At 61.2% G+C, this 25,273-nt stretch carries 14 protein-coding genes; 10 read left to right on the top strand and 4 right to left on the bottom strand.

Annotated features, from left to right (window positions below):
- The first annotated feature begins 107 nt into the window (after window positions 1-107).
- From J3P75_RS15815 to J3P75_RS15790, 6 genes are all read left to right on the top strand, one after another.
- On the top strand, window positions 108-1,415 hold the full coding sequence (locus J3P75_RS15815) for an MdtA/MuxA family multidrug efflux RND transporter periplasmic adaptor subunit (RefSeq protein WP_434707355.1): 1,308 nt from the start codon (window positions 108-110) through the stop codon (window positions 1,413-1,415).
- Window positions 1,412-4,513 (top strand): MdtB/MuxB family multidrug efflux RND transporter permease subunit, encoded by a 3,102-nt coding sequence (locus J3P75_RS15810; RefSeq protein WP_434707354.1) that lies wholly within the window; start codon window positions 1,412-1,414, stop codon window positions 4,511-4,513. Before J3P75_RS15815 ends, J3P75_RS15810 begins: the two co-directional genes overlap by 4 nt.
- Before the next feature lie 136 nt (window positions 4,514-4,649).
- Entirely contained in the window at window positions 4,650-7,757 is a 3,108-nt protein-coding gene (locus J3P75_RS15805) for an efflux RND transporter permease subunit (protein ID WP_434707353.1), read from the top strand.
- The gene (locus tag J3P75_RS15800) at window positions 7,754-9,223 is read left to right on the top strand and encodes an efflux transporter outer membrane subunit (protein WP_336355690.1); all 1,470 of its coding nucleotides are present in this window, start codon (window positions 7,754-7,756) and stop codon (window positions 9,221-9,223) included. Before J3P75_RS15805 ends, J3P75_RS15800 begins: the two co-directional genes overlap by 4 nt.
- 278 nt (window positions 9,224-9,501) lie before the next feature.
- The gene (locus J3P75_RS15795) at window positions 9,502-11,583 is read left to right on the top strand and encodes a putative bifunctional diguanylate cyclase/phosphodiesterase (protein ID WP_434707352.1); all 2,082 of its coding nucleotides are present in this window, start codon (window positions 9,502-9,504) and stop codon (window positions 11,581-11,583) included.
- 169 nt (window positions 11,584-11,752) lie between these two features.
- Window positions 11,753-12,499, top strand: a complete 747-nt coding sequence (locus J3P75_RS15790; protein ID WP_203418240.1) for an SDR family oxidoreductase — start codon at window positions 11,753-11,755, stop codon at window positions 12,497-12,499.
- A gap of 123 nt (window positions 12,500-12,622) precedes the next feature.
- On the opposite strand, the gene mapR is transcribed toward J3P75_RS15790, so the two are convergent.
- The 3 genes from mapR to J3P75_RS15775 all read right to left on the bottom strand — a co-directional run bounded on the left by mapR (window position 12,623) and on the right by J3P75_RS15775 (window position 16,286).
- Window positions 12,623-14,032, bottom strand: coding sequence for a GntR family transcriptional regulator MpaR (gene mapR, locus J3P75_RS15785; protein ID WP_434589291.1), 1,410 nt, complete (start codon window positions 14,030-14,032; stop codon window positions 12,623-12,625).
- Window positions 14,033-14,399: 367 nt separating this feature from the next.
- Complete coding sequence (gene ccoG / locus J3P75_RS15780) at window positions 14,400-15,842, bottom strand: cytochrome c oxidase accessory protein CcoG (protein WP_434707351.1); 1,443 nt, start codon at window positions 15,840-15,842, stop codon at window positions 14,400-14,402.
- A 195-nt stretch (window positions 15,843-16,037) separates the two neighbouring features.
- A complete protein-coding gene (locus J3P75_RS15775) occupies window positions 16,038-16,286 on the bottom strand; it encodes a DUF3203 family protein (RefSeq protein WP_434707350.1) in 249 nt (82 codons plus the stop codon).
- Between the two features lie 124 nt (window positions 16,287-16,410).
- On the opposite strand from J3P75_RS15775, the gene J3P75_RS15770 reads away from it, so the two are divergent.
- A complete protein-coding gene (locus J3P75_RS15770) occupies window positions 16,411-16,923 on the top strand; it encodes an MgtC/SapB family protein (RefSeq protein ID WP_434707349.1) in 513 nt (170 codons plus the stop codon).
- A gap of 149 nt (window positions 16,924-17,072) precedes the next feature.
- Here the strand turns inward: J3P75_RS15770 and J3P75_RS15765 are convergent, their stop codons facing one another.
- A complete protein-coding gene (locus J3P75_RS15765) occupies window positions 17,073-17,231 on the bottom strand; it encodes a hypothetical protein (RefSeq protein ID WP_434707348.1) in 159 nt (52 codons plus the stop codon).
- A 217-nt stretch (window positions 17,232-17,448) separates the two neighbouring features.
- Here J3P75_RS15765 and J3P75_RS15760 point away from each other — a divergent pair, with 217 nt between their 5' ends.
- The 3 genes from J3P75_RS15760 to glgB all read left to right on the top strand — a co-directional run bounded on the left by J3P75_RS15760 (window position 17,449) and on the right by glgB (window position 25,174).
- Window positions 17,449-19,443: an alpha-1,4-glucan--maltose-1-phosphate maltosyltransferase gene (locus J3P75_RS15760; protein WP_434707347.1), complete on the top strand. Its 1,995-nt coding sequence runs from the start codon at window positions 17,449-17,451 to the stop codon at window positions 19,441-19,443.
- 155 nt (window positions 19,444-19,598) lie between these two features.
- Window positions 19,599-22,940 carry a maltose alpha-D-glucosyltransferase gene (treS, locus tag J3P75_RS15755; RefSeq protein WP_434707346.1) on the top strand — a complete coding sequence of 1,114 codons (3,342 nt, stop codon included), beginning with the start codon at window positions 19,599-19,601 and terminating at the stop codon, window positions 22,938-22,940.
- Window positions 22,941-22,942: 2 nt separating this feature from the next.
- Window positions 22,943-25,174 (top strand): 1,4-alpha-glucan branching protein GlgB, encoded by a 2,232-nt coding sequence (glgB, locus tag J3P75_RS15750; protein ID WP_434707345.1) that lies wholly within the window; start codon window positions 22,943-22,945, stop codon window positions 25,172-25,174.
- The last annotated feature ends 99 nt before the right edge of the window (window positions 25,175-25,273 follow it).

Genomic DNA, 25,273 nt, shown 5'->3' with positions numbered 1-25,273 from the left:
TCACACCTTGAAACGTAAGTGCAAGGTAAATTGCCGGTAAAGCTGCTTTGCTTAAATCCAGTCAGTGCTTATCGTTCAGCCTCCCGTAATAGAAGCTCACGCGCCCAATGGTTAATCACTCCATGCAATCGTCCTCCCGCAAATCCCGTCGCTGGCTGATCAGCCTGCTTGTCCTGTTGGTGATCGCCGTCCTGTGCTGGAAATTCTGGCCCGCCGGTTCCGCCCACAAGGAGGGCGCGGACAAGACTGCGGCTGGGCACGCCGGGCGTTCGGGAATGATGCGGCCAGGATTCGGCGGCGGCACCGGGCCGATTCCGGTGCGCGTGGCGCCGGCAGTCACCGGGGACTTCCCGCTGTATTACAAGGCGCTGGGCACCGTGACCGCGCTCAATACCATCAACGTGCGCAGCCGGGTCGGCGGCGAGCTGATGAAGATCAATTTCGAAGAAGGGCAAATGGTCAAGGCTGGCGATGTCCTGGCCGAGATCGATCCGCGTCCGTACCAGAACGCCTTGCTCCAGGCCGAGGGCACCTTGCTGCAGAACCAGGCGCAGTTGAAAAACGCTCAGGTCGACGTCGAGCGTTATCGCGGCCTGTATAAAGAAGACAGCATTGCCAAACAGACACTCGATACCGCCGAAGCGTTGGTCGGTCAGTATCTGGGCACGGTCAAGACCAATCAGGCCGCGGTCAACGATGCCAAGCTCAACCTCGAATTCACCAAAATCCGCGCACCGATTGCCGGGCGCGTCGGCTTGCGTCAGGTGGACGTCGGTAACCTCGTCACCGCCAACGACACCACGGCGCTGGCAGTCATTACCCAGACGCAGCCAATCAGCGTGGCTTTCACCTTGCCGGAAAACAGCCTCGACACCGTGCTCGCGCGCTATCGCAGCGGTGCCAGACTGTCGGCCGAGGCGTGGGATCGCGGCGACAGCAAACTGCAGGCCACCGGTGTACTGCAAAGCCTCGACAACCAGATCGACGTCGCCACCGGCACCCTGAAATTCAAGGCTCGTTACGATAACCGCGATCAGGCGCTGTTCCCCAATCAGTTCGTCAATATCCATTTGCTCGCGGACACGCTGAAGGGCGTGGTGCTGGCACCGTCGGCTGCGATTCAGTTCGGCACCAATGGCACCTTCGTTTATGCGCTGGACGGCGACAAGAAAGTCACCATCCGCCAGTTGAAGATCGGTGCCAGTGATGGCGAGAACACCGTTGTCACCGAAGGCCTGGCCGCCGGCGACCGCGTGGTGCTGGAAGGCACCGACCGCCTCAAGGAAGGCAGTGAAGTGGAAGTGGTCAACGACAGCAATGAGGTGCCGACCACGCCGACCGAACACCTGCAAGGCAAATCCGCTGCCAACGCGCCGGACGCCGCCGTGACTGACAAGGCCAAGAAGGGCGCATGAACATTTCGCGGCTGTTCATCCTCCGACCGGTAGCCACCACCCTGAGCATGCTGGCCATTGTCCTGGCCGGTCTCATCGCTTATCGCCTGTTGCCGGTGTCGGCGCTGCCTCAGGTTGATTACCCGACCATCCGCGTCATGACTCTGTATCCCGGCGCCAGCCCGGATGTAATGACCAGCGCAGTGACGGCGCCGCTCGAGCGCCAGTTCGGGCAGATGCCCGGTCTGACGCAGATGGCCTCGACCAGTTCCGGCGGCGCTTCGGTGCTGACCCTGCGTTTCAGCCTCGACATCAATATGGATGTCGCCGAACAGCAGGTGCAGGCGGCGATCAACGCGGCGACCAATCTGCTGCCGACCGACTTGCCGGCACCGCCGGTGTACAACAAGGTCAACCCCGCTGATACGCCGGTGCTGACACTGGCGATCACCTCGAAAACCATGCTGCTGCCCAAACTCAACGATCTGGTCGATACGCGTATGGCGCAGAAGATCGCCCAGATCAGCGGGGTCGGCATGGTCAGCATTGCCGGCGGCCAGCGTCAGGCGGTGCGGATCAAGGTCAACCCGGAGGCTTTGGCGGCGAACAGCCTGAACCTGTCGGACGTGCGCACCTTGATCAGCGCCTCTAACGTCAACCAGCCGAAAGGCAACTTCGACGGCCCGACGCGCGTCTCGATGCTCGATGCCAACGACCAGCTGACCTCGCCCGAGGACTACGCCAACCTGATTCTTGCCTACAAGAACGGCGCGCCGCTGCGGCTCAAGGACGTCGCCGAGATCGTCGATGGCGCCGAGAACGAACGTCTGGCGGCGTGGGCCAACCAGAATCAGGCGGTATTGCTGAACATTCAGCGCCAGCCCGGTGCCAACGTGATCGAGGTGGTCGACCGCATCAAGGCATTGCTGCCAAGCATCACCGACAATCTGCCGGCCGGCCTCGACGTGACGGTACTCACTGATCGTACCCAGACCATCCGCGCTTCGGTTACCGACGTGCAGCATGAACTGCTCATCGCCATTGCTCTGGTGGTGATGGTGACGTTCCTGTTCCTGCGTCGTTTCAGCGCGACGATCATCCCGTCGGTGGCCGTGCCACTGTCGCTGATCGGCACGTTCGGCGTGATGTACCTGGCCGGGTTCTCGGTCAACAACCTGACCCTGATGGCGCTGACCATTGCCACCGGTTTCGTGGTCGACGACGCGATCGTCATGCTGGAAAACATTTCGCGCTTCATCGAGGAAGGCGACAGTCCGATGCAGGCCGCGCTCAAGGGCGCCAGACAGATCGGCTTTACCCTGATTTCCCTGACCCTGTCGCTGATCGCCGTATTGATCCCGCTGTTATTCATGGCCGACGTAGTCGGACGGCTGTTCCGCGAATTCGCGATTACCCTCGCGGTGGCGATCCTGATTTCGCTGGTGGTGTCGCTGACCCTGACGCCAATGATGTGCGCACGCCTGCTCAAACGTGAACCGCAGGAGCACGAGCAGGGCCGTTTCTATCGGGCCAGTGGTGCCTTCATTGACTGGATGATCGCCGGCTACGGGCGCATGTTGCAGTGGGTCCTCAAACATCAGCCGCTGACCTTGCTGGTGGCTATCGGCACACTGGCGCTGACGGTGTTCCTCTACATGGTCGTACCCAAGGGCTTCTTCCCGGTTCAGGACACCGGCGTGATCCAGGGGATTTCCGAGGCGCCGCAGTCGATCTCCTTTGCCGCCATGGGCGAGCGCCAGCAGGAACTGGCCCGGGTCATCCTCGAAGATCCGGCGGTGCAAAGCCTGTCGTCGTATATCGGTGTCGATGGCGATAACGCCACCCTCAACAGTGGCCGCTTGCTGATCAATCTCAAGCCCCACAGCGAGCGTGATCTGAGCGCCAGTGAAGTGATCGCGCGTCTGCAACCCAAGCTCGACAAACTGGTGGGTATCCGCCTGTTCATGCAGCCGGTGCAGGACCTGACCATCGAAGACCGCGTCAGCCGCACCCAATACCAGTTCAGCATGTCCTCGCCGGACGCCGAGTTACTGAGTCAATGGAGCGGGCGGCTGGTCGAGGCACTGGCCCAACGCCCGGAACTGACTGACGTCGCCAGTGATTTGCAGGACAAGGGCTTGCAGGTCTATCTGGTGATCGACCGCGACGCCGCTTCACGCCTTGGCGTTTCGGTGTCGAACATCACCGATGCGCTGTACGACGCTTTTGGTCAGCGGCAGATCTCGACCATTTACACCCAGGCCAGCCAGTACCGTGTGGTGCTGCAGGCCCAGGCCGGTGAGCGCATCGGCCCGCAGGCGCTGGACCAGATCTACGTCAAGACCACCGATGACGCGCAGGTGCGGCTGTCGAGTCTGGCCCATGTCGAAGAGCGCCAGGCGCAGTTGGCAATTACCCATATCGGCCAGTTCCCGGCGGTGATGATGTCCTTCAACCTCGCTCCCGGCGTGGCGCTGGGGCATGCGGTCGACGTGATCGAACAGGTGCAGCAGGAGATTGGCATGCCGGTCGGCGTGCAGACTCAGTTCCAGGGCGCGGCCGAAGCCTTCCAGGCGTCGCTGTCGAGCACCTTGCTGCTGATTCTGGCGGCGGTGGTGACCATGTACATCGTGCTCGGCGTGCTGTACGAAAGCTATATCCACCCGATCACGATCCTTTCGACGCTGCCTTCGGCGGCGGTCGGTGCGTTGCTCGCGCTGCTGCTCAGCGGCAACGATCTGGGGATGATCGCGATCATCGGCATCATTCTGCTGATCGGTATCGTGAAAAAGAACGCGATCATGATGATCGACTTCGCCCTCGATGCCGAACGCACCCAGGGCATGGCCCCGGAACAGGCGATCTACCAGGCAGCGCTGCTGCGCTTCCGGCCGATCCTGATGACCACGCTGGCGGCATTGTTTGGCGCGGTGCCGTTGATGCTCGCGACCGGTTCCGGCGCTGAACTGCGTCAACCGCTGGGTCTGGTGATGGTCGGCGGGTTGCTGGTGAGCCAGGTGCTGACGCTGTTCACCACACCGGTGATCTACCTGTACTTCGACCGACTCGGCCGGCGCTTTGGCAAGCGCAAGGCAGAAGGCGAAGAGGTCTCCGCATGATCGCACGCAACCTCTGTAGGAGTGAGCCTGCTCGCGATGGCGTCGGCACACTCATTATCAATCTGCACAGACACACCGCTATCGCGAGCAGGCTCACTCCTGCAAGGGGTCGGCGTGAAATTGGGAATAGCGCTCGATGAATCTCTCCGGTCCGTTCATCAAGCGCCCCGTGGCAACCATGCTGCTTTCGTTGGCCATCATGCTGCTCGGTGGCGTCAGTTTCGGTCTGCTGCCGGTATCGCCGCTGCCGCAGATGGATTTCCCGGTGATTGTCGTGCAGGCGAGCCTGCCCGGTGCCAGCCCGGAAGTGATGGCGTCGACGGTGGCGACGCCGCTGGAGCGTTCGTTCGGTGCGATTGCTGGCGTCAATACCATGAGCAGTCGCTCCAGTCAGGGCTCGACCCGGGTCATTCTGCAGTTTGACCTCGACCGCGACATCAATGGCGCTGCGCGGGAAGTGCAGGCGGCGATCAACGCGTCGCGCAATCTGCTGCCAAGCGGGATGCGCAGCATGCCGACCTATAAAAAGGTCAACCCGTCGCAGGCACCGATCATGGTGCTTTCGCTGACCTCGGACGTGCTGGAAAAAGGCCAGCTCTACGACCTCGCCTCGACCATCCTTTCGCAGAGCCTGTCCCAGGTGCAGGGCGTTGGCGAAGTGCAGATCGGCGGCAGTTCGCTGCCGGCAGTGCGCATCGAACTTGAGCCGCAGGCGCTGAACCAGTACGGCGTGGCGCTCGACGATGTGCGCAAGACCATCGCCGAAGCCAACGTGCGCCGGCCCAAAGGTTCGGTCGAGGACGGTCAGCGCCTGTGGCAGATCCAGGCCAATGACCAGTTGGAGAAGGCCAAGGACTACGAGTCGCTGATCATCCACTACGCCGACGGCGCGGCGCTGCGCCTCAAGGACGTGGCCAAGGTCAGTGATGGCGTCGAAGACCGTTACAACAGCGGTTTCTTCAACGATGACGCGGCGGTGCTGTTGGTGATCAACCGCCAGGCCGGTGCGAACATCATCGAGACCGTCAACGAGATCAAGGCGCAGCTGCCGGCCTTGCAAGCGGTATTGCCGGCCAGCGTCAAGCTGAACCTGGCGATGGACCGCTCGCCGGTGATCAAGGCGACTCTGCACGAAGCGGAAATGACCCTGTTGATCGCCGTGGCCCTGGTGATTGTGGTGGTGTTCCTGTTTCTCGGGAATTTCCGCGCGTCGCTGATTCCGTCCCTGGCCGTACCGGTGTCGCTGGTCGGCACTTTTGCGGTGATGTACCTGTATGGTTTCTCGCTGAACAACCTGTCGCTGATGGCGCTGATTCTCGCCACCGGTCTGGTGGTGGACGACGCCATCGTGGTGCTGGAGAACATTTCCCGGCACATCGACGAAGGCGTCAAACCGATGCAGGCCGCTTACCTCGGGGCCAAGGAAGTCGGTTTCACCTTGCTGTCGATGAACGTCTCGCTGGTGGCCGTGTTCCTGTCGATTCTGTTCATGGGCGGGATTGTCGAAAGCCTGTTCCGCGAGTTTTCCATCACCCTCGCGGCGGCAATCATCGTCTCGCTGGTGGTCTCCCTGACGTTGACGCCGATGCTCTGCGCGCGCTGGCTCAAGCCGCACACGCCGGGGCAGGAAAATCGCCTGCAACGCTGGAGCCAGCGGACCAACGACTGGATGGTCGACAAGTACGCCAGCAGTCTCGACTGGGTGCTGCGTCACCGCCGTTTGACCCTGTTCAGCCTGTTGATCACCGTCGCGGTCAACGTCGCCCTGTACGTGGTGGTGCCGAAAACCTTCATGCCCCAGCAGGACACCGGCCAGTTAATCGGTTTCGTGCGCGGCGACGACGGGCTGTCGTTCAGCGTGATGCAGCCGAAAATGGAAATCTTCCGCCGCGCTGTGCTCAAGGACGCTGCGGTAGAGAGTGTCGCCGGCTTCATCGGTGGCAGCAACGGCACCAACAACGCCTTCATGCTGGTGCGCCTGAAGCCGATCAAGGACCGCCAGCTCAACGCACAGAAGGTCATCGAACGCCTGCGCAAGGAAATGCCCAAGGTCCCCGGCGCACAACTGATGCTAATGGCCGACCAGGACCTGCAATTCGGCGGCGGCCGCGAGCAGACCACTTCGCAGTACAGCTACATCCTGCAAAGCGGTGATCTGGGCGAGCTGCGCAAGTGGTACCCGAAAGTGGTCACCGCGTTGCGCGCCTTGCCTGAACTGACTGCAATCGATGCCCGTGAAGGGGCGGGGGCGCAGCAAGTCACGCTGATCGTGGATCGCGATCAGGCCAAACGCCTCGGCGTCGACATGGACATGGTCACCGCCGTGCTCAACAACGCCTACAGCCAGCGGCAGATTTCAACCATCTACGACAGCCTCAACCAATATCAGGTGGTGATGGAGGTCAATCCGAAATACGCCCAGGACCCGGTGACGCTGAAGCAGGTGCAGGTGATTACCGCCGATGGCGCGCGCGTGCCGCTATCGACCTTCGCCCATTACGAAAACAGCCTCGAAGACGACCGCGTCAGCCACGAAGGCCAGTTCGCCTCCGAGAGCATCGCGTTCGACATGGCCGAAGGCGTGACGGTGGAGCAGGGCAGTGCCGCGATTGAGCGGGCGATCGCCAAGGTTGGACTGCCGGAAGACGTTATCGCGAAAATGGCCGGTACCGCCGATGCCTTTGCCGCGACGCAAAAAAGCCAGCCGTTCATGATTCTCGGCGCACTGCTGGCGGTGTATCTGGTGCTCGGCGTGTTGTATGAAAGCTATATTCATCCGCTGACCATCCTTTCCACGCTGCCATCGGCGGGTGTTGGCGCGTTGCTGTCGATCTATGTGTTGGGTAGCGAGTTCAGCCTGATCTCCTTGCTGGGCCTGTTCCTGCTGATCGGCGTGGTGAAGAAAAACGCCATTCTGATGATCGACCTCGCTTTGCAACTGGAACGCCATCAGGGCCTGTCGCCGCTGGAATCGATCCGCAGCGCCTGTCTGCAACGGCTGCGACCGATTCTGATGACCACGCTGGCGGCGATTCTCGGCGCCTTGCCGCTGCTGCTCGGCCGTGCCGAAGGTGCGGAAATGCGCCAGCCGCTGGGCCTGACCATCATTGGCGGGCTGGTCTTCAGCCAAGTCCTCACGCTTTACACCACTCCGGTGGTTTACCTCTATCTCGACAAGCTGCGCCATCGTTTCAACAAATGGCGTGGCGTGCGCACTGACGCCGCTCTGGAAACTCCGCTATGACTGACCGTTCGCTTTTCAATTTCGCCACCGCACGGGGCTCGCGCTTGCTGAGCCTGTCGCTGTGCGTGGCGCTGCTCAGTGCCTGCGCTGTCGGCCCGGATTATCAGCGCCCGCAGACAGCGGAAATCGCTCAGTACAAGGAAGCCGAAGGCTGGACCCAGGCCAACCCGAGCGATGCGCTGGCCCGCGGCGCGTGGTGGGAGTTGTATGGCGACCAGCAGCTCAACGGGCTGATCGAAAAACTCAACAGCTCCAACCAGACCGTGGCCCAGTCGGAAGCCCAGTATCGCCAGGCCCAGGCCTTGGTGCGCAGCGCGCGCGGGGCGTTTTACCCGAGTGTCGATCTGAGCCTGGGCAAGACTCGCTCCAGCCAGGGCACCGGCAGCAGCAGTTCGAGCCTGAGCAGTTCTTCCAGTGGGATTCGTGATACTTACAACGCTGAGCTGGGTGTCAGTTGGGAAGCCGACGTCTGGGGTAAATTGCGTCGCGGACTCGAAGCCGACGAGGCCAGCGCCCAGGCCAGTTTTGCCGATCTGGCGGCGATGCGTCTGAGCCAACAATCGGAACTGGTGCAGAATTACCTGCAATTGCGGGTCATCGATCAGCAGAAACGTTTGCTCGAAGCGACGGTGGCGGCTTATCAGCGTTCGTTGCAGATGACCCAGAACCAGTACCGCGCCGGGGTATCCGGGCGTGACGCGGTGGCGCAGGCGCAGACCCAACTGAAAAGCACCCAGGCCGATCTGGTCGACCTGATCTGGCAGCGTGCGCAATTCGAGAACGCCATTGCCGTGCTCACCGGGCAAGCGCCGGCCGACTTCAGCATTGCCGAAGTACAGACCATCCCGAAACTGCCGCAGGTGCCGGTGAGTCTGCCGTCGCAATTGCTGGAACGGCGTCCGGACATTGCTTCGGCGGAGCGTTCGGTGATTGCCGCCAACGCCAATATCGGCGTGGCGAAAGCCGCGTACTACCCGGACCTGACCCTGAGTTTGAGTGGCGGCTATAGCAGCAGTACTTCGCAGAACCTGATCAGCCTGCCGAACCGTTTCTGGTCGGTGGGACCGAAACTGGCGTTGCCGTTGTTCGACGGCGGCCAGCGCTCGGCGGAAGTCGACCGCACCGAAGCGGTGTACGACCAGACCGTGGCCCAGTACCGGCAGACCGTGCTCGACGGTTTTCGCGAAGTGGAAAACTATCTGGTGCAGCTCAAGGTGTATGAAGAAGAAGCCGCAGTACGCCAGGAAGCGCTCGACGCAGCGCGCGATTCCTTGCGTCTGACCGAAAACCAGTACAAGGCCGGGCTGATTGCCTATATCGACGTGGTCGTGGTGCAGGCCACGGCGCTGAGCAACGAGCGCAGTGTGCTGAATATTCTGCAGAGCCGTTTGATCGCCAGTGTGCAATTGATTGCCGCGCTGGGCGGTGGCTGGGATGGTCAGCTGGAAGTCAGCGACACGCAATAACCTGGCCGAGCGATCGTTCCCACGCTCTGCGTGGGAATGCATCCCGGAACGCTCTGCGTCCCATCCAGAGCCGAACGCGGAGCGTCCGTTGAGGCATTCCCACGCGGAGCGTGGGAACGATCAATCAGCCGGTTGTAGGACGATCCGACACCGCTTCATCGGCTTGATGGCCATTTGATAACTTTGTCAGTGCGTTCTTCTACGCAATCAGTACAATCGCCGCATTTGCCCGACCGAGAATGGACGCGATTGTGCGTTGGGTGGCCACGAGAATCCCCATGCTCATCGGTAGTTACTCTTCCACTCTGGTTTTCATTTCGTTGTGCGTGGCGATTCTCGCTTCCTACACCGCACTCGACCTCACCGGCCGCATCGCCACTGCCAAGGGCCGCGCCGTGCATTTCTGGACGGCCGGCGGCGCGTTCGCCATGGGCGTCGGCGTATGGTCGATGCACTTCATCGGCATGCTCGCCTTCAAACTGCCGATCGATCTGGGCTACGACATCGTCCTCACTGCGCTGTCGCTGCTGATTGCCGTACTGTCCTGCGGCTTTGCGCTGTGGCTGGTCAGCCAGCCGAAGCTGCCGATCCTGCAACTGGGCTTCGGCGCGCTGATCATGGGCGCCGGCATCAGTGCCATGCATTACACCGGCATGGCGGCGATGCGCATGACGCCGGGCATCGATTACGATCCGGCACTGTTCGGCGCTTCGTTGCTGATCGCCGTCGGCGCTTCGGCCGCAGCGCTGTGGATCGCCTTCCATCTGCGCCAGCATTCACCTTATGTACGGCTGATTCGCGCCGGCGCGGCGGTGATCATGGGGGTCGCCATCGTCGGCATGCACTACACCGGCATGGCTGCTGCGCAATTCCCGGCTGGCAGCTTCTGTGGCGCGACGCTTAACGGGTTGAAAGGCAACGGCCTCGACGGTCTGGTCCTGATCACCACGCTGGCGGTGCTTTCGATTGCCTTGCTCACCTCGATCCTCGATGCGCGCCTCGAAGCACGTACTGCCGACCTCGCACACTCGCTGACCGTGGCCAACCGGGAACTCACGCAATTGGCGCTGCACGACACCCTGACCGGTCTGCCGAATCGCATGCTGCTCGACGACCGCATCAATCAGGCGATGAAAAAAGTCCATGAACACGGCGGCTGTTTCGCGCTGATGTTCATCGATCTGGACGGTTTCAAGCCGGTCAACGATGCGTTCGGCCACCACATGGGTGACGAGTTGCTGCGCGAAGTCGGTGTGCGTCTGCGCGAAGACTTGCGCGGCCAGGACACGCTGGCGCGGATCGGCGGCGACGAGTTCGTCCTGTTGGTGCGTTTGAGCGAACCCAATGATGCGCTGGGCCTGGCTGCGCGCCAGGTGGGTTTGGTCGCCCAGGCGTTCCGCGTCGCGGGCCATGATCTGCAGATTTCCGCCAGCGTCGGCATCGCCCTGTATCCGGGCAACGGTCAGAACGCCCAGGAACTGCTGATGAACGCCGACGCGGCGATGTACCACGCCAAGGGCGGCGGGAAAAACGGCTACAGCTTTTTCGACGCCTCGATGAACAACAATGCGCGCAAGCAGTTGCAGTTGCTGCAAGACCTGCGCGCGGCGCTGGAGCACAGCCAGTTCAGCCTGCATTACCAGCCCAAGTTCGACGCCGGCAATGGTCGTGCGGTCGGGGCCGAGGCATTGCTGCGCTGGCAGCACCCGGTGCACGGCCTGTTGATGCCGGACAAGTTCATCGAACTGGCGGAGAAAAGCGGCCTGATCATTCCGATCGGCGAGTGGGTGCTCAACGAGGCTTGCCGACAGATGCGCGAGTGGTTCGTGCTTGGTTACACCGACTGGCGGATTGCCGTGAACCTCTCGGCCTTGCAGTTCTGCCACACCGGGCTGGTGCGCAGCGTCGCCAAAGCGTTGGCCACGCATCACTTGCCCGCGAACAGCCTGACCCTGGAAATCACCGAAACCACGGCAATGAGCGATGCCGATGCGAGCATGACGGTGTTGCAGGAGTTGTCGGACATGGGCGTCGACCTGTCGATCGATGACTTCGGCACCGGATATTCCAGCCTGATGTACCTCAAGCGCCTGCCGGCTAACGAGCTGAAGATCGACCGCGGTTTTGTCCGCGATCTGGAACACGACAGCGACGACGCGGCGATTGTCTCGGCGATCGTCGCGCTGGGGCAGGCGTTGGGTCTGCGGATTGTTGCTGAAGGGGTTGAAACCGGGGTGCAGCAGAAGTTTCTGACCCAGTTGGGCTGTGATTCTCTGCAGGGCTATCTGCTCGGGCATCCGATGCCGGCCGAGCGTTTCATGCAGGACATTGTGCGCGGTGAGGCGCTGGCGCTGGCCTGATTGACCGCGTCGCCTGCAATCGCCAGCAGGCTGGCTCCCACAGGGTTTTGTGTAGTGAACAGGTCCACTGTGGCCAGCCGACCGGGCGCCACAGACCTTATGCAAAACCCGGCAATGACGGTTATTCTTGGCCCCGACTGTCACGTGTGCATTTGGGGGAAAGGCCAGCATGGATAAAGTCATCGTGATCACCGGCGGCGGGCGCGGCATCGGCGCCGCTACGGCGCTGTTGGCTGCCGCGCAGGGCTATCGGATCTGCATCAACTATCAGTCGGATGAACAGGCCGCGCAAAGCGTGCTGGAGCAAGTCCGTGCCTTGGGCGCCCAAGCCATTGCGGTACGCGCCGACGTCAGTATTGAAGATGAAGTGATCGCGCTGTTCCATCGCGTCGACAGCGAGTTGGGCCGGGTCACCGCTCTGGTGAACAACGCCGGCACCGTCGGGCAAAAGTCGCGGGTCGACGAAATGTCCGAATTCCGTATTCTGAAAATCATGAAAACCAACGTGCTGGCGCCGATCCTCTGCGCCAAGCACGCGATCCTGCGCATGTCGCCCAAGCACGGCGGGCAGGGTGGCAGCATCGTCAACGTCTCGTCCGTCGCCGCACGGCTCGGTTCGCCCAACGAATACGTCGATTACGCCGCCTCTAAGGGTGCGCTCGATACCTTCACCATTGGCCTGTCCAAGGAAGTCGCGGGCGAGGGCATTCGCGTCAATGCGGTGCGCCCGGGTTACATCTATACCGATTTCCACGCGTTGAGTGGCGACCCGGAGCGGGTCAGCAAACTGGAATCGGCAATCCCCATGGCCCGTGGCGGGCGGCCGGACGAAGTGGCGGAGGCGATTGTCTGGTTGTTGTCGGACAAGGCGTCGTATGCGACGGGGACGTTTGTGGATCTGGGGGGCGGGCGCTAGTTCTGCGTCTTCTGGTCTGGCCCTATCGCGAGCAGGCTGGCTCCCACATTGGTTCTGTATTCACAAATCTACTGTGGGAGCCAGCCTGCTGGCGATGGCGATCGATCAGGCAATATCTGTCTGTCAGAACGACCGCACAATCCGCCCCAACGTCTCCATGGCCTTTTCCGAATCCTCGGTCCACGGGCTGCCATAGTTCAGGCGAATGCAATTTCGAAAGCGCTGGGTCGGTGAGAAAATCGGCCCCGGCGCGATGCTGATGCCCTGTGCCAGCGCCATTTGAAACAATTTCAGCGAATCCATCTGCGGCGGCAATTCCAGCCACAAGAAGTACCCGCCTGCCGGCTGGCTGACCCGCGTCTGCGCCGGGAAATAGCGGGCAATGGCGGCGAGCATGGCGCTTTGCTGTTCCTCCAGCGCGTAGCGCAATTTGCGCAGGTGACGGTCGTAGCCGCCGTGTTGCAGGTAATCGGCAATCGCTGCTTGCGCCGGCATCGACGCGCACAGCGAAGTCATCAGTTTCAATCGTTCGATTTTCTGCGCGTAGCGCCCGGCGGCGACCCAGCCGATGCGGTAGCCGGGGGCCAGGCTTTTGGCGAACGAGCCGCAATGCATCACCAGCCCTTCGGTGTCGAACGCCTTGGCCGGCTTCGGCGCGTGCTGGCCGTAATAGAGTTCGGCGTAGACATCGTCTTCGATCAGCGGCACCTGGTGCTCGCGCAGCAATGCGACCAGTTCCTGTTTCTTCGCCTCGGGCATGGTCGCGCCCATCGGGTTCTGAAAACTGGTCATGCACCAGCAGGCCTTGATCGGATGGCGTTCGAGCGTCTGCGCGAGCACGCCGAGGTCGATGCCGTCGCGCGGATGCACGGGAATTTCCACGGCCTTGAGCTTGAGCCGCTCGAGCACTTGCAGGCTGGCATAGAACGCCGGGGCTTCGATGGCCACCAGATCGCCGGGTTCGGTCACGGCTTGCAGGCACAGGTTCAATGCTTCGAGGGCGCCGTTGGTGATCAGCAGTTCTTCCATTGGCAGCATCAGCCCGCCGACCATGTAGCGCAGGGCGATCTGCCGACGCAATTGCGGGTTGCCCGGCGACATGTCGGTGACCACCATGCGCGGGTCCATCTCGCGCGCGGCGCTGGCCAACGAGCGCGACAGCCGTTGCAGCGGGAACAGGGTCGGGCTGGGGAAGGCCGAGCCGAAGGGTACGGTGTTCGGGTCCTTGATCGAATCGAGTACCGAGAACACCAGTTCGCTGACGTCGACTTCGGTGGACTCATTGACCTGATGGCTGATCACTGGCTCGGAAAACGGGCTTGGCGCATGAGTGTTGACGAAATAGCCGGAACGCGGCCGCGCGCGGATCAGGCCGCGACGCTCGAGCAGGTAGTAGGCCTGAAACACCGTCGAAGGGCTGACGCCGTAGGTCTGGCTGGCGTAACGCACCGACGGCACGCGCTGGCCGGGGCCGAGGACGCCGGACCGGATCAGTTCAGCGATGTCGTCGGCGAATTTTTCGTAGCGTTTCATTGGGGGCCTTGGTGCTCTTGATTTTTGTGGTGTGTCAGGGAAAGGCCCCTCACCCTAGCCCTCTCCCAGAGGGAGAGGGGACTGATTGGGGGATGCTCAAGAAACATGCCGACCTGAGCTGGCTGTGTTGAATCCATAATCGACTCGGTTTTGCAGGTTGATGCAGGAAGTCATACACCTCGGTCGGCTCCCTCTCCCTCGGGAGAGGGGACTGATTGGGGGATGCATAAGATATATGCCGACCTGAGCTGGCTGTGTTGAATCCATAATCGACTCGGTTTTGCAGGTTGATGCAGAAAGTCATACACCTCGGTCGGCTCCCTCTCCCTCGGGAGAGGGCTGGGGTGAGGGGCGCGATTCTAACGGCTCAACGATTCATCGGCGCGACAAACCTGCTCTTGGCCACGCTGTACACCTGTGGCTCGTCGCTGTCGGCGATCTTGAAACCCAACGTTTGCGAGCTGCTGCTCGGCCGTTCGCTGGTCATCGCCACGGATACGGGCACATCGACAATCTCGCCGGGCGCCAGGCTCAGTTGAGTCTGGCCTTGTAACTGGAAGCCATCCGCGTCGACCAGGCTCAGGTTGTAGTTCTGCCGCTGTTGGGTCTTGTTGATGACTTTGAGGCTGTAGATGTTCTCGATCTGCCCCTGAGCATTTTCGCGAAACAGCCCACGGTCCTTGGTCACGTCCAGCGAGACCATCGGCCGCTCCACCAACGCCAGCGCCAGCGCGCCGATCATTACCAACAGCACCAGCGTGTAGCCGATCAAACGAGGACGCAACAGATGCGTCTTGCCGCCCTGCAGTTCGCGCTCGGAACTGTAGCGGATCAGCCCGCGCGGGTAGTTCATCTTGTCCATGATCGAATCGCAGGCATCGATGCACGCGGCGCAACCGATGCATTCCATTTGCAAGCCGTCGCGGATATCGATGCCGGTCGGGCAGACCTGCACGCACAACTGGCAATCGATGCAATCGCCAAGTCCGGCTTCGACGGGTTTGATCTCGCGTTTGCGCGGCCCACGGTTTTCGCCGCGGGCGGCGTCGTAGGCGATGGTCAGGGTGTCCTTATCGAACATCACGCTCTGGAACCGCGCATAAGGACACATGTGCATGCACACCGCCTCGCGCAGCCAACCGGCATTGATGTAAGTGGCGGCGGTGAAGAACAACACCCAGAACAAGCTGACACCGCCGATCTGCAACGTCAGCAGCTCCTCGGCAAGGGGCCGGATCGGCGTGAAGTAGCCGACGAAGGTCAGCCCGGTGAGCACGCTGATCGCCAGCCACAGGGTGTGCTTGGCCGCGCGCCGCGCCAGTTTGTTCAGGGTCCACGGCGCGGCTTGCAGTTTGATGCGCTGGTTGCGTTCGCCTTCGGTGATCTTCTCGCACCACATGAAAATCCACGTCCACGAACTTTGCGGGCAGGTATAGCCACACCAGACGCGGCCGGCGAACACGGTGATGGCGAACAGGCCGAACGCGGCGATGATCAGCAGCGCCGAGAGCAGAATGAAATCCTGTGGCCAGAAGGTTGCGCCAAAGATATGGAATTTACTTTCGGCCAGATCCCACAGCACCGCCTGGCGACCGCCCCAATTCAGCCATACCGTGCCGAAGAACAAGGCAAACAGAACCCCCGCGCCGCTGAGGCGCAACCTGCGAAACAGACCGGTGAAGCTGCGGGTGTGAATCTGGGTGTCGCTGGACTTGAATGTCGCCTTCAGCGGGCGTGCGGGCACCTTCTTTATATGAGGCGCTTGGGTGGGGGACGCTTCAACGGTTCGGACGGGGATTCGTTCGCTCATGGTCGTTCGCTCATCAGCCTCCATCAGGCCGGAGCACTATGAGCGGCGATCTGTTTGCAGAACAGACTCAGGTATTTGAATAAAAAGCGGATCAGATGAGCTTTGGCGCAGGGCCTGCGTCAACTTGAAGCAGCACGCCGATAAAGGCGCGAGCGCCTATCGCAGGCGCTTGCGCGCGGTGTTGATCACGGTCAGTCAAATCACTGAATCACCCGTGTCCGCTTTCACATGTTCGCGGCCGTCTTTGGCGCCGGCGACGGTCAGTGCATCGACTTCGGCCTCGGTCAGGTAGATGCGCTGACCTTCGATATCGACCGCCGACATGGCTCTGTCGGTGTCGGTGATCACAGTCAAGTCGCTGCACAGGCGTATTTCCTCGCCGTGTTCAACGGTAAAAAAACAGACCTTTTGCTCAGGGTTGGTTTCATCGATTCGAACAGGCATCGCGGCAGTCCTTGTTCCAGTGAGATCTGTACGTTAGGAAGCGCAGCGCGCCGATCGTTCTGCGCAACCGATTAATGGTCGCCGTTGTCCATCGTTTATCAAGCCAATAACAAGAGACTGCACGATGGAAGACTGGAGGGAAGAAGTGTGGCAAACCCTGCAAGCGGAATTTGCCGACGTCGCCGATGCATCGCAAATCACCCGCATCACCGTACGCCTGGTGATGGCAGCGGTGCTCGGCGGCATTCTTGGCTTTGAGCGCGAGCACAAGGGCAAGGCTGCCGGCGTGCGCACGCACATGCTGGTGGCGCTCGGCGCCGCATTGTTCGTGCTGGTGCCGCAAACGTCGGGCGCGGAATCCGATGCCATGAGCCGGGTCTTGCAAGGCGTGATTGCCGGGATCGGCTTTCTGGGGGCCGGGACCATTCTGAAGAATCAGCAGGGCGACGAGGCCCACGTCAAAGGCCTGACCACCGCGGCCGGCTTATGGATGACTGCGGCGATCGGCGTGGCGGTGGGGCTGGGCAAGGAGGCGACGGCGCTGCTGAGTACGATTCTGGCATTGGCGATCTTCAGCGTGATGCCTCATGTGGTGCGGGTGTTTGAAAAGGACGTCGACAAGAATGACCACCTCTGAAAACGCTGATGATCGCTGCCACGGTGATCGTTCCCACGCTCCGCGTGGGAATGCCTCAAGGGACGCTCCGCGTTCCAGCTTCAGAAGGGACGCAGAGCGTCCCGGGCTGCATTCCCACGCGGAGCATGGGAACGATCAGTGTGGGGAGGTTAGACGATAACCGGGGGCATCGTCGATGGCGGTTCTTCTTTCGAGGGTGGTGTGGTGCCCGGCGGTTCCTGCTCGGGCACCGCTGGCGGTTCGGTTTCCGGCAGGGTCGGTTTGTCGATGTTCGGGTCCGGCGTTTCCGCCGGGATCGGGATAGTCATTGAGAACCTCCGTGTGGCACATGGCGTGAGACGTGCTTAAGTGGGTTGACCACCTTGCGATCAATTCGATCCGCCGTCGCGGCGCAGTAATTTCATCTGAACTTTTATCCGCGCCGGTCGCTCGGAACCTAAGTGAGTTCAACACGGGGCGGCTGCCTTGTCGCGAACAGTGATCAGGCACAAGAGCGTCCTTGGGGCGTAGAAGGAGAGATGCTCAATGACTGCTGAACAACCTTCCGAACTCGGTTACAACCCGCACATGCCGCTGGCGCAGGCGTTGCTGCTGCCGCGTATCGTTATCGAAAACACCATGCCGACCCTCGACGGCGGCCAGTTCGCGGTCAAGTCGATCGCCGGGCGCGACATAGTTGTCACCAGCAAAGTCTTCGCCGATGGCCACGACAAACTCGCGGTGCGCATCCGCTGGCGCGAAGCAGGCGCCGAGGAATGGCAGACCGAGGTCATGTCCGATCAGGGCAATAATGGCTGGCAAGGCCAGTTCCGCCCGGAACAGCAGGGCCGCTACGTTTATTGCATCGAAGCGTGGATCGATCATTTCGCCAGTTTTCAATATGAACTGGAGAAAAAACACAGCGCCGCCGTGCCGGTCTCGCTGGAATTGCAGGAAGGCCGCAGCATGGTGCAGCAGGCCGCCGAACGCAGCGAAGGTCAGCTCAGCGAAGATCTTTCCGCGCTGCACCACCAATTGTCCGGCCTGCTCGAAACCGAGCAGGTCGCGTTATTTCTGCACTCGCGCAGTGCAGAGCTGATGGCCAAGGCCGATCACCGCGCCTACCTGAGCATTAGCCCCGAATTCCCCGTAGACGTTGAACGTGAACTGGCCGAGTTCGCCAGTTGGTACGAGCTGTTTCCGCGTTCGATCACCGACGATCCCAAGCGCCACGGCACGTTCAACGATGTGCATTCACGCTTGCCGATGATTCAGGACATGGGTTTCGACGTGCTGTACTTCACGCCGATCCATCCCATTGGTCGCGCGCATCGCAAGGGCCGCAACAATTCGCTGACCGCCGGCCCGGATGATCCCGGCAGCCCGTATGCGATTGGCAGCGAGGAGGGCGGCCACGAAGCGATTCACTCGCAACTCGGCACCCGCGAAGACTTCCGCCGATTGGTGGCCGCGGCCGCTGAACATGGGCTGGAGATCGCCCTCGATTTCGCCATCCAGTGCTCGCAGGATCATCCGTGGCTCAAGCAGCATCCGGGCTGGTTCAACTGGCGCCCGGACGGCACGATCAAATACGCCGAGAACCCGCCGAAGAAATATCAGGACATCGTCAACGTCGATTTCTACGCACCGGATGCGATTCCGAGCCTGTGGGTGGAGTTGCGCGACATCGTCGTCGGCTGGGTCGAAGAAGGCGTGAAGATCTTTCGCGTCGACAATCCGCACACCAAACCGCTGCCGTTCTGGCAATGGCTGATCGCCGACGTGCGCGCGCTGTACCCGGAAGTGATCTTCCTCGCTGAAGCCTTCACCACCCCGGCGATGATGGCGCGTCTGGGCAAGGTCGGCTACACGCAGAGTTACACCTACTTCACCTGGCGCAACACCAAAGCCGAGCTGGCCGAGTATTTCACCGAGCTGAATCAGTCGCCGTGGCGCGAATGCTACCGGCCGAATTTCTTCGTCAATACGCCGGACATCAACCCGGCGTTTCTGCACGAGTGCGGGCGTCCCGGGTTCCTCATTCGGGCAGCGCTGGCGACCATGGGCTCTGGTCTGTGGGGCATGTATTCAGGTTTTGAACTGTGCGAATCGGCGCCGGTGCCGGGCAAAGAGGAGTATCTGGATTCGGAGAAATACGAGATCCGCGTCCGCGACTTCACGGCGCCGGGCAACATCATTGCCGAGATCGCCCAGCTCAACCGCATCCGCCGGCAGAACCCGGCGCTGCACACGCATCTGGGCCTGAAGATCTACAACGCCTGGAACGACAACATTCTGTACTTCGGCAAGCGCAGCGCGGATGGCAGCAACTTCATTCTGGTGGCGGTCAGCCTTGATCCGCATAACGTCCAGGAAGCGAATTTTGAACTGCCGCTGTGGGAAATGGGTCTGCCAGACGATGCGACGACCCACGGCGAAGACTTGATGAACGGCCACCGCTGGGACTGGCATGGCAAATACCAGTTCATGCGCATTGATCCGGCGTACCAGCCGTTCGGGATCTGGCGGATTACTGCGTGACCCCCTAATTGATCGTTCCCGCGCTCTGCGTGGGAATGCATCCCGGGACGCTCTGCGTCCCAAAGCGGACGCGGAGCGTCCATGGCGGCATTCCCACGCAGAGCGTGGGAACGATCGTTGTGAGACGCCCATAAAGCATTGAACAGGAGTTTCACATGGCGAAGAAACCCAAGGCAGCCGCCTTCATCAAAGACCCGCTCTGGTACAAGGACGCGGTGATCTATCAGGTTCACGTCAAATCGTTTTTCGACTCCAACAATGACGGAATCGGCGACTTTCCCGGCTTGATCGCCAAACTCGATTACATTGCCGACCTCGGCGTCAACACCATCTGGCTTTTGCCGTTCTATCCTTCGCCACGTCGCGACGACGGCTACGACATCGCCGAATACCGCGGCGTGCACAGCGACTACGGGACTATGGCCGATGCGCGGCGCTTTATCGCCGAGGCGCACAAGCGTGGCTTGCGGGTGATCACCGAGCTGGTCATCAACCACACTTCGGACCAGCATCCGTGGTTTCAACGCGCACGTAAGGCCAAGCCCGGTTCGGCGGCGCGGGATTTCTACGTGTGGTCGGATGACGATCAGAAATACGATGGCACGCGGATCATCTTCCTCGACACCGAGAAATCCAACTGGACCTGGGACCCGGTCGCTGGCCAGTACTTCTGGCACCGCTTCTATTCGCACCAGCCGGACCTGAATTTTGACAATCCACAAGTCATGAAGGCCGTGTTGTCGGTGATGCGCTACTGGCTCGACATGGGCATCGATGGCCTGCGTCTCGATGCGATTCCGTACCTGATCGAGCGTGACGGCACCAACAACGAAAACCTGCCGGAAACCCACGACGTCCTCAAGCAGATCCGCGCCGAGATCGACGCCAATTACCCTGACCGCATGCTGCTCGCCGAGGCCAATCAATGGCCGGAAGACACGCAGCTGTACTTCGGCGACACCGATGCTGCCGGGATCAACGGCGACGAATGCCACATGGCTTTTCACTTCCCGCTGATGCCACGCATGTACATGGCGCTGGCACAGGAAGATCGCTTCCCGATCACCGATATTCTTCGCCAGACCCCAGAAATTCCTGCCAACTGCCAATGGGCGATCTTCCTGCGCAACCACGATGAGCTGACCCTGGAAATGGTCACCGACAAGGAACGCGATTACCTGTGGAACTACTACGCCGCGGATCGTCGTGCACGGATCAACCTTGGTATCCGCCGGCGTCTGGCGCCGTTGATGGAGCGTGACCGCCGACGCATCGAGTTGCTCAACAGTCTATTGCTGTCGATGCCCGGCACGCCGACTCTGTATTACGGCGATGAGATCGGCATGGGCGACAACATCTATCTGGGCGACCGCGATGGCGTGCGCACCCCGATGCAGTGGTCGATCGACCGCAACGGCGGCTTCTCCCGCGCCGACCCGGCGAGTCTGGTGCTGCCGCCGATCATGGACCCGCTCTATGGTTATCAGTCGGTCAACGTCGAAACCCAGTCCGGCGATCCGCATTCGCTGCTGAACTGGACGCGCCGCCTGCTGGCCGTGCGCAAGCAATCGAAGGCGTTCGGCCGTGGCTCGTTGAAAATGCTCTCGCCGAACAATCGTCGTGTGCTGGCGTATATCCGTGAATACACCGATGTCGACGGCAAGCACGAGATCATTCTCTGTGTGGCCAACGTGTCGCGCAGTGCGCAGGCGGTGGAGCTGGATCTCTCGGCCTACGCCGGCATGGTCCCGGTGGAAATGCTTGGTGGCAACGCGTTCCCACCGATTGGCCAGTTGAATTTCCTCCTGACCCTGGCGCCGTATGGCTTCTATTGGTTCGGTCTGGCCGCGGAAAACCAGATGCCGAGCTGGCACGTCGAGCCGGCGCAGAGCCTGCCGGACTTCACCACGCTGGTGCTGAAAAAACGCATGGAAGAACTGCTCGAAGCGCCGTCGCGTACGACGCTGGAGCAAAGCATCCTGCCGAGCTGGCTGCAGAACCGCCGCTGGTTCGCCGGCAAGGATGCGGCCATCGAGAAGGTCCATCTGGCTTACGGCGTGCGTTTCGGCGATGCCCAGCATCCGGTGCTGCTCAGTGAGATCGAAGTCACTGCGGGCGGCCAGACCCATCGCTATCAGCTGCCATTCGGCTTCATCGCAGAGGACCAGGTCGGCCCGGCATTGCCGCAGCAATTGGCGCTGTCGCGTGTAAGACGTGTGCGACAGGTCGGTCTGATCACCGATGCGTTCAGCCTCGAAGCCTTCGTTCGTGCGGTGCTGCAAGGCATGCAGAACGACACGGTGCTGGAGTCGGCCGAGGGTGAAATCCGCTTTGCCTCAACCGAGCATCTGGAAAAACTGGGGCTCAATGCCGAGTCGGAAGTGCGTTATCTGTCGGCCGAACAGTCGAACAGCTCGGTGGTGATCGGCAACAGCCTGGTGCTTAAGCTGATACGTAAAGTCGCTTCTGGCGTACACCCGGAACTGGAGATGAGCGCTTACCTGACCGAGGCCGGATTTGCCAATATCTCTCCGCTGCTGGGTTCGGTGATTCGCCGCGATGGCGCCGGCGAAGACAACCTGCTGATGATTGCCCAGGGCTATCTGAGCAACCAGGGCGATGCGTGGGAATGGACGCAGAACAACCTCGAACGAGCATTGCGCGACGAACTGGCCGATGCCGTCTCCGAACAGGAGCAACACTACAACGCCCTTGGCGAGTTGAAGGATTTTGCCGGCATGCTCGGCCAGCGTCTGGGCGAGATGCATCAGGTGCTCGCCGCGCCGACCGACAATGCCGATTTCGCACCGCAGGTGGCGTCGGCCAAGGACATGCAGGCGACCGGCAAGGACGTGGCTGCACAGGTCGAGCGTGCGCTGACCCTGCTCAAGCAGCATCAGGGCGAACTCAGCGCAGCCGACCAGAAATTGGTCAAGCGCCTGATCGACGACAAGAAGACCATCCTCGCCCATGTGCAGGATCTGGCGAAAAAAGCCACCGGCGGGCTGCGCATTCGCGTCCACGGCGATCTGCATCTTGGGCAAGTGTTGGTGATCAAGGGCGATGCCTACCTCATCGACTTCGAGGGTGAACCGGCGCGGCCATTGAGTGAGCGCCGTGGCAAACACAGTCCGTACAAGGACGTCAGCGGGGTGCTGCGCTCCTTCGATTACGCAGCGGCGATGACCATCAACGTGCACAACGTCGATAACAGCGCCGAAGCCGAAGCCGCGCGCAAACGCGTCGCCGAGCGCTATCTGCGTGAGGCCCGTGAGGCATTTGTTCAGGCATACCGCCAGGCGGCGGCTAATCTTGATCATGCCTGGCAGGATCCTGCAGGTGCCGACGCGGCGCTGGCGCTGTTCGGCCTGGAGAAGGCGGCCTATGAAGTGGCCTATGAAGCCTTGAATCGCCCCACGTGGTTGCCCGTGCCGTTGCACGGTTTGTATGGGTTATTGACGGGGCTTAAACCCTTTTCCGATCTTGGTGGAGAGTAGTCATGAGTTTCTCGAACAAGGAACAGGGTCAGGTCAAAGAGGCCTTGCTGCCCTCGGCAAAAGATATCGATGCCCTGGTGCGTGCTGAACATCACGATCCTTTTTCCATTCTCGGTCCGCACGGCGACGGCGCTGGCGGGCAATTCATTCGCGCTTATCTGCCCGGCGCGCTGAGCGTGGCGGTGCTGGACAAGGACAGCGGCGAAGAACTCGGTCCGCTGGAAATGACCGAGACGCCCGGGCTGTTTGTCGGCCACTTTGCTCAAGCGCGTTCGTACCTGCTGCGCACCCGTTGGGCAGGGGGCGAACAGGTCGCTGAAGATCCTTACAGCTTCGGCCAGTTGCTCGGCGAAATGGACTTGTACCTGTTCGCCGAAGGCAATCACCGTGACCTCAGTGCCTGCCTGGGCGCGCAGCTGAAAACCGTCGACGGCGTCGATGGCGTACGCTTCGCCGTGTGGGCGCCGAATGCCCGGCGGGTTTCGGTAGTCGGTGATTTCAACGTCTGGGACGGTCGTCGCCATCCGATGCGCTTGCGCCATCCGTCCGGGGTCTGGGAGCTGTTCATTCCGCGTATGCAAGCGGGTGAGTTGTACAAATACGAAATTCTTGGCGCGCACGGCATTCTGCCGCTCAAGGCCGATCCGATGGCGCTGGCCACCAGCCTGCCGCCGGACACCGCCTCGAAAGTCGCCTCGCCGTTGCAGATCGACTGGCAGGATCAGGACTGGATGAACGGCCGCCGCGAGCGCCAGCAACGCGCCAAGCCGCTGTCGATCTACGAATTGCACGCCGGCTCGTGGCAATGCGAGCTGGACGATCTCGGCGAAGTAGCGCGCCAGTACAGTTGGCCGGAGCTGGCCGACCGGCTGATCCCGTATGTGAAAGAACTCGGTTTCACCCACATCGAGCTGATGCCGATCATGGAGCACCCGTTCGGTGGCTCCTGGGGTTATCAGTTGCTTTCGCAGTTCGCGCCGAGCGCGCGTTATGGCACGCCGGATCAGTTCGCCGCGTTCGTCAACGCCTGCCATCAGGCCGATATCGGCGTGATCCTCGACTGGGTGCCAGCGCATTTCCCGACCGATACCCACGGGCTGGCGCAATTCGACGGCACCGCGCTGTATGAATATGCCAACCCGCTGGAAGGCTTCCATCAGGATTGGGACACGCTGATCTACAACCTTGGCCGCACTGAGGTGCACGGCTACATGCTGGCTTCGGCGTTGCACTGGCTCAAGCATTTCCATATCGACGGTTTGCGCGTCGACGCGGTGGCCTCGATGCTTTATCGCGACTATTCACGCAAGGCCGGTGAATGGGTGCCGAACCGCCATGGCGGACGCGAGAATCTCGAAGCAATCGACTTTCTGCGCCACTTGAACGACGTGGTTGAGCTGGAGGCACCTGGAGCACTGGTGATCGCCGAAGAGTCCACCGCATGGCCCGGCGTCAGTCAGAGCACCCAGCAGGGCGGCCTCGGCTTTTCCTACAAATGGAACATGGGCTGGATGCACGATTCGCTGCATTACATCCAGCAGGATCCGGTGTACCGCGCGCACCATCACAACGAATTGAGTTTCGGTCTGGTCTACGCCTGGTCCGAGCGTTTCATCCTGCCGATCTCCCACGACGAAGTGGTGCACGGCAAGCATTCGCTGATCGACAAGATGCCCGGCGACCGCTGGCAAAAATTTGCCAACCTGCGCGCCTATCTGAGCTTCATGTGGACCCACCCGGGCAAGAAGCTGCTGTTCATGGGCTGCGAGTTCGGCCAGTGGCGCGAGTGGAACCACGATCAGCAACTGGACTGGTACCTGCTGCAATATTCCGAGCACAAGGGCGTGCAGAAACTGGTCGGCGATCTCAATCGGTTGTATCGCGACGAACCGGCGCTGCACGATCAGGACGACGCACCGCAGGGCTTCCAGTGGTTGATCGGTGATGACGCGATCAACAGCGTTTACGCCTGGTTGCGCTGGAGCAAGGAGGGCGAACCGGTGCTGGTGGTGGCCAACTTCACGCCGGTACCGCGCCAGTCCTATCGTGTCGGCGTGCCGTTTGCCGGACGCTGGAAGGAATTGCTCAACAGCGACGCCGAGACCTATGCCGGCTCCAACTATGGCAACGGCGGTGGGGCGCAGACTGAAGAGGTGCCAAGCCATGGTCAGGCGCTGTCGCTGGAATTGAACCTGCCGCCGCTGGCGGTGTTGATTCTCAAGCCGGAGGGTTGATCCGACACCGCGTCGCTTGCAATCGCCAGCAGGCTGGCTCCCACAGGGTTGAGTGCCGTTCACATGATGGGCGGCCAACTCGATCCACTGTGGGAGCCA

Origin of the sequence: Pseudomonas sp. R1-1 (genome assembly GCF_051132135.1) — a bacterium.
Lineage (GTDB): Bacteria > Pseudomonadota > Gammaproteobacteria > Pseudomonadales > Pseudomonadaceae > Aquipseudomonas.
Note: the sequence above shows the minus strand (reverse complement) of the source record. Positions and strands in the feature narration are given on the sequence as shown.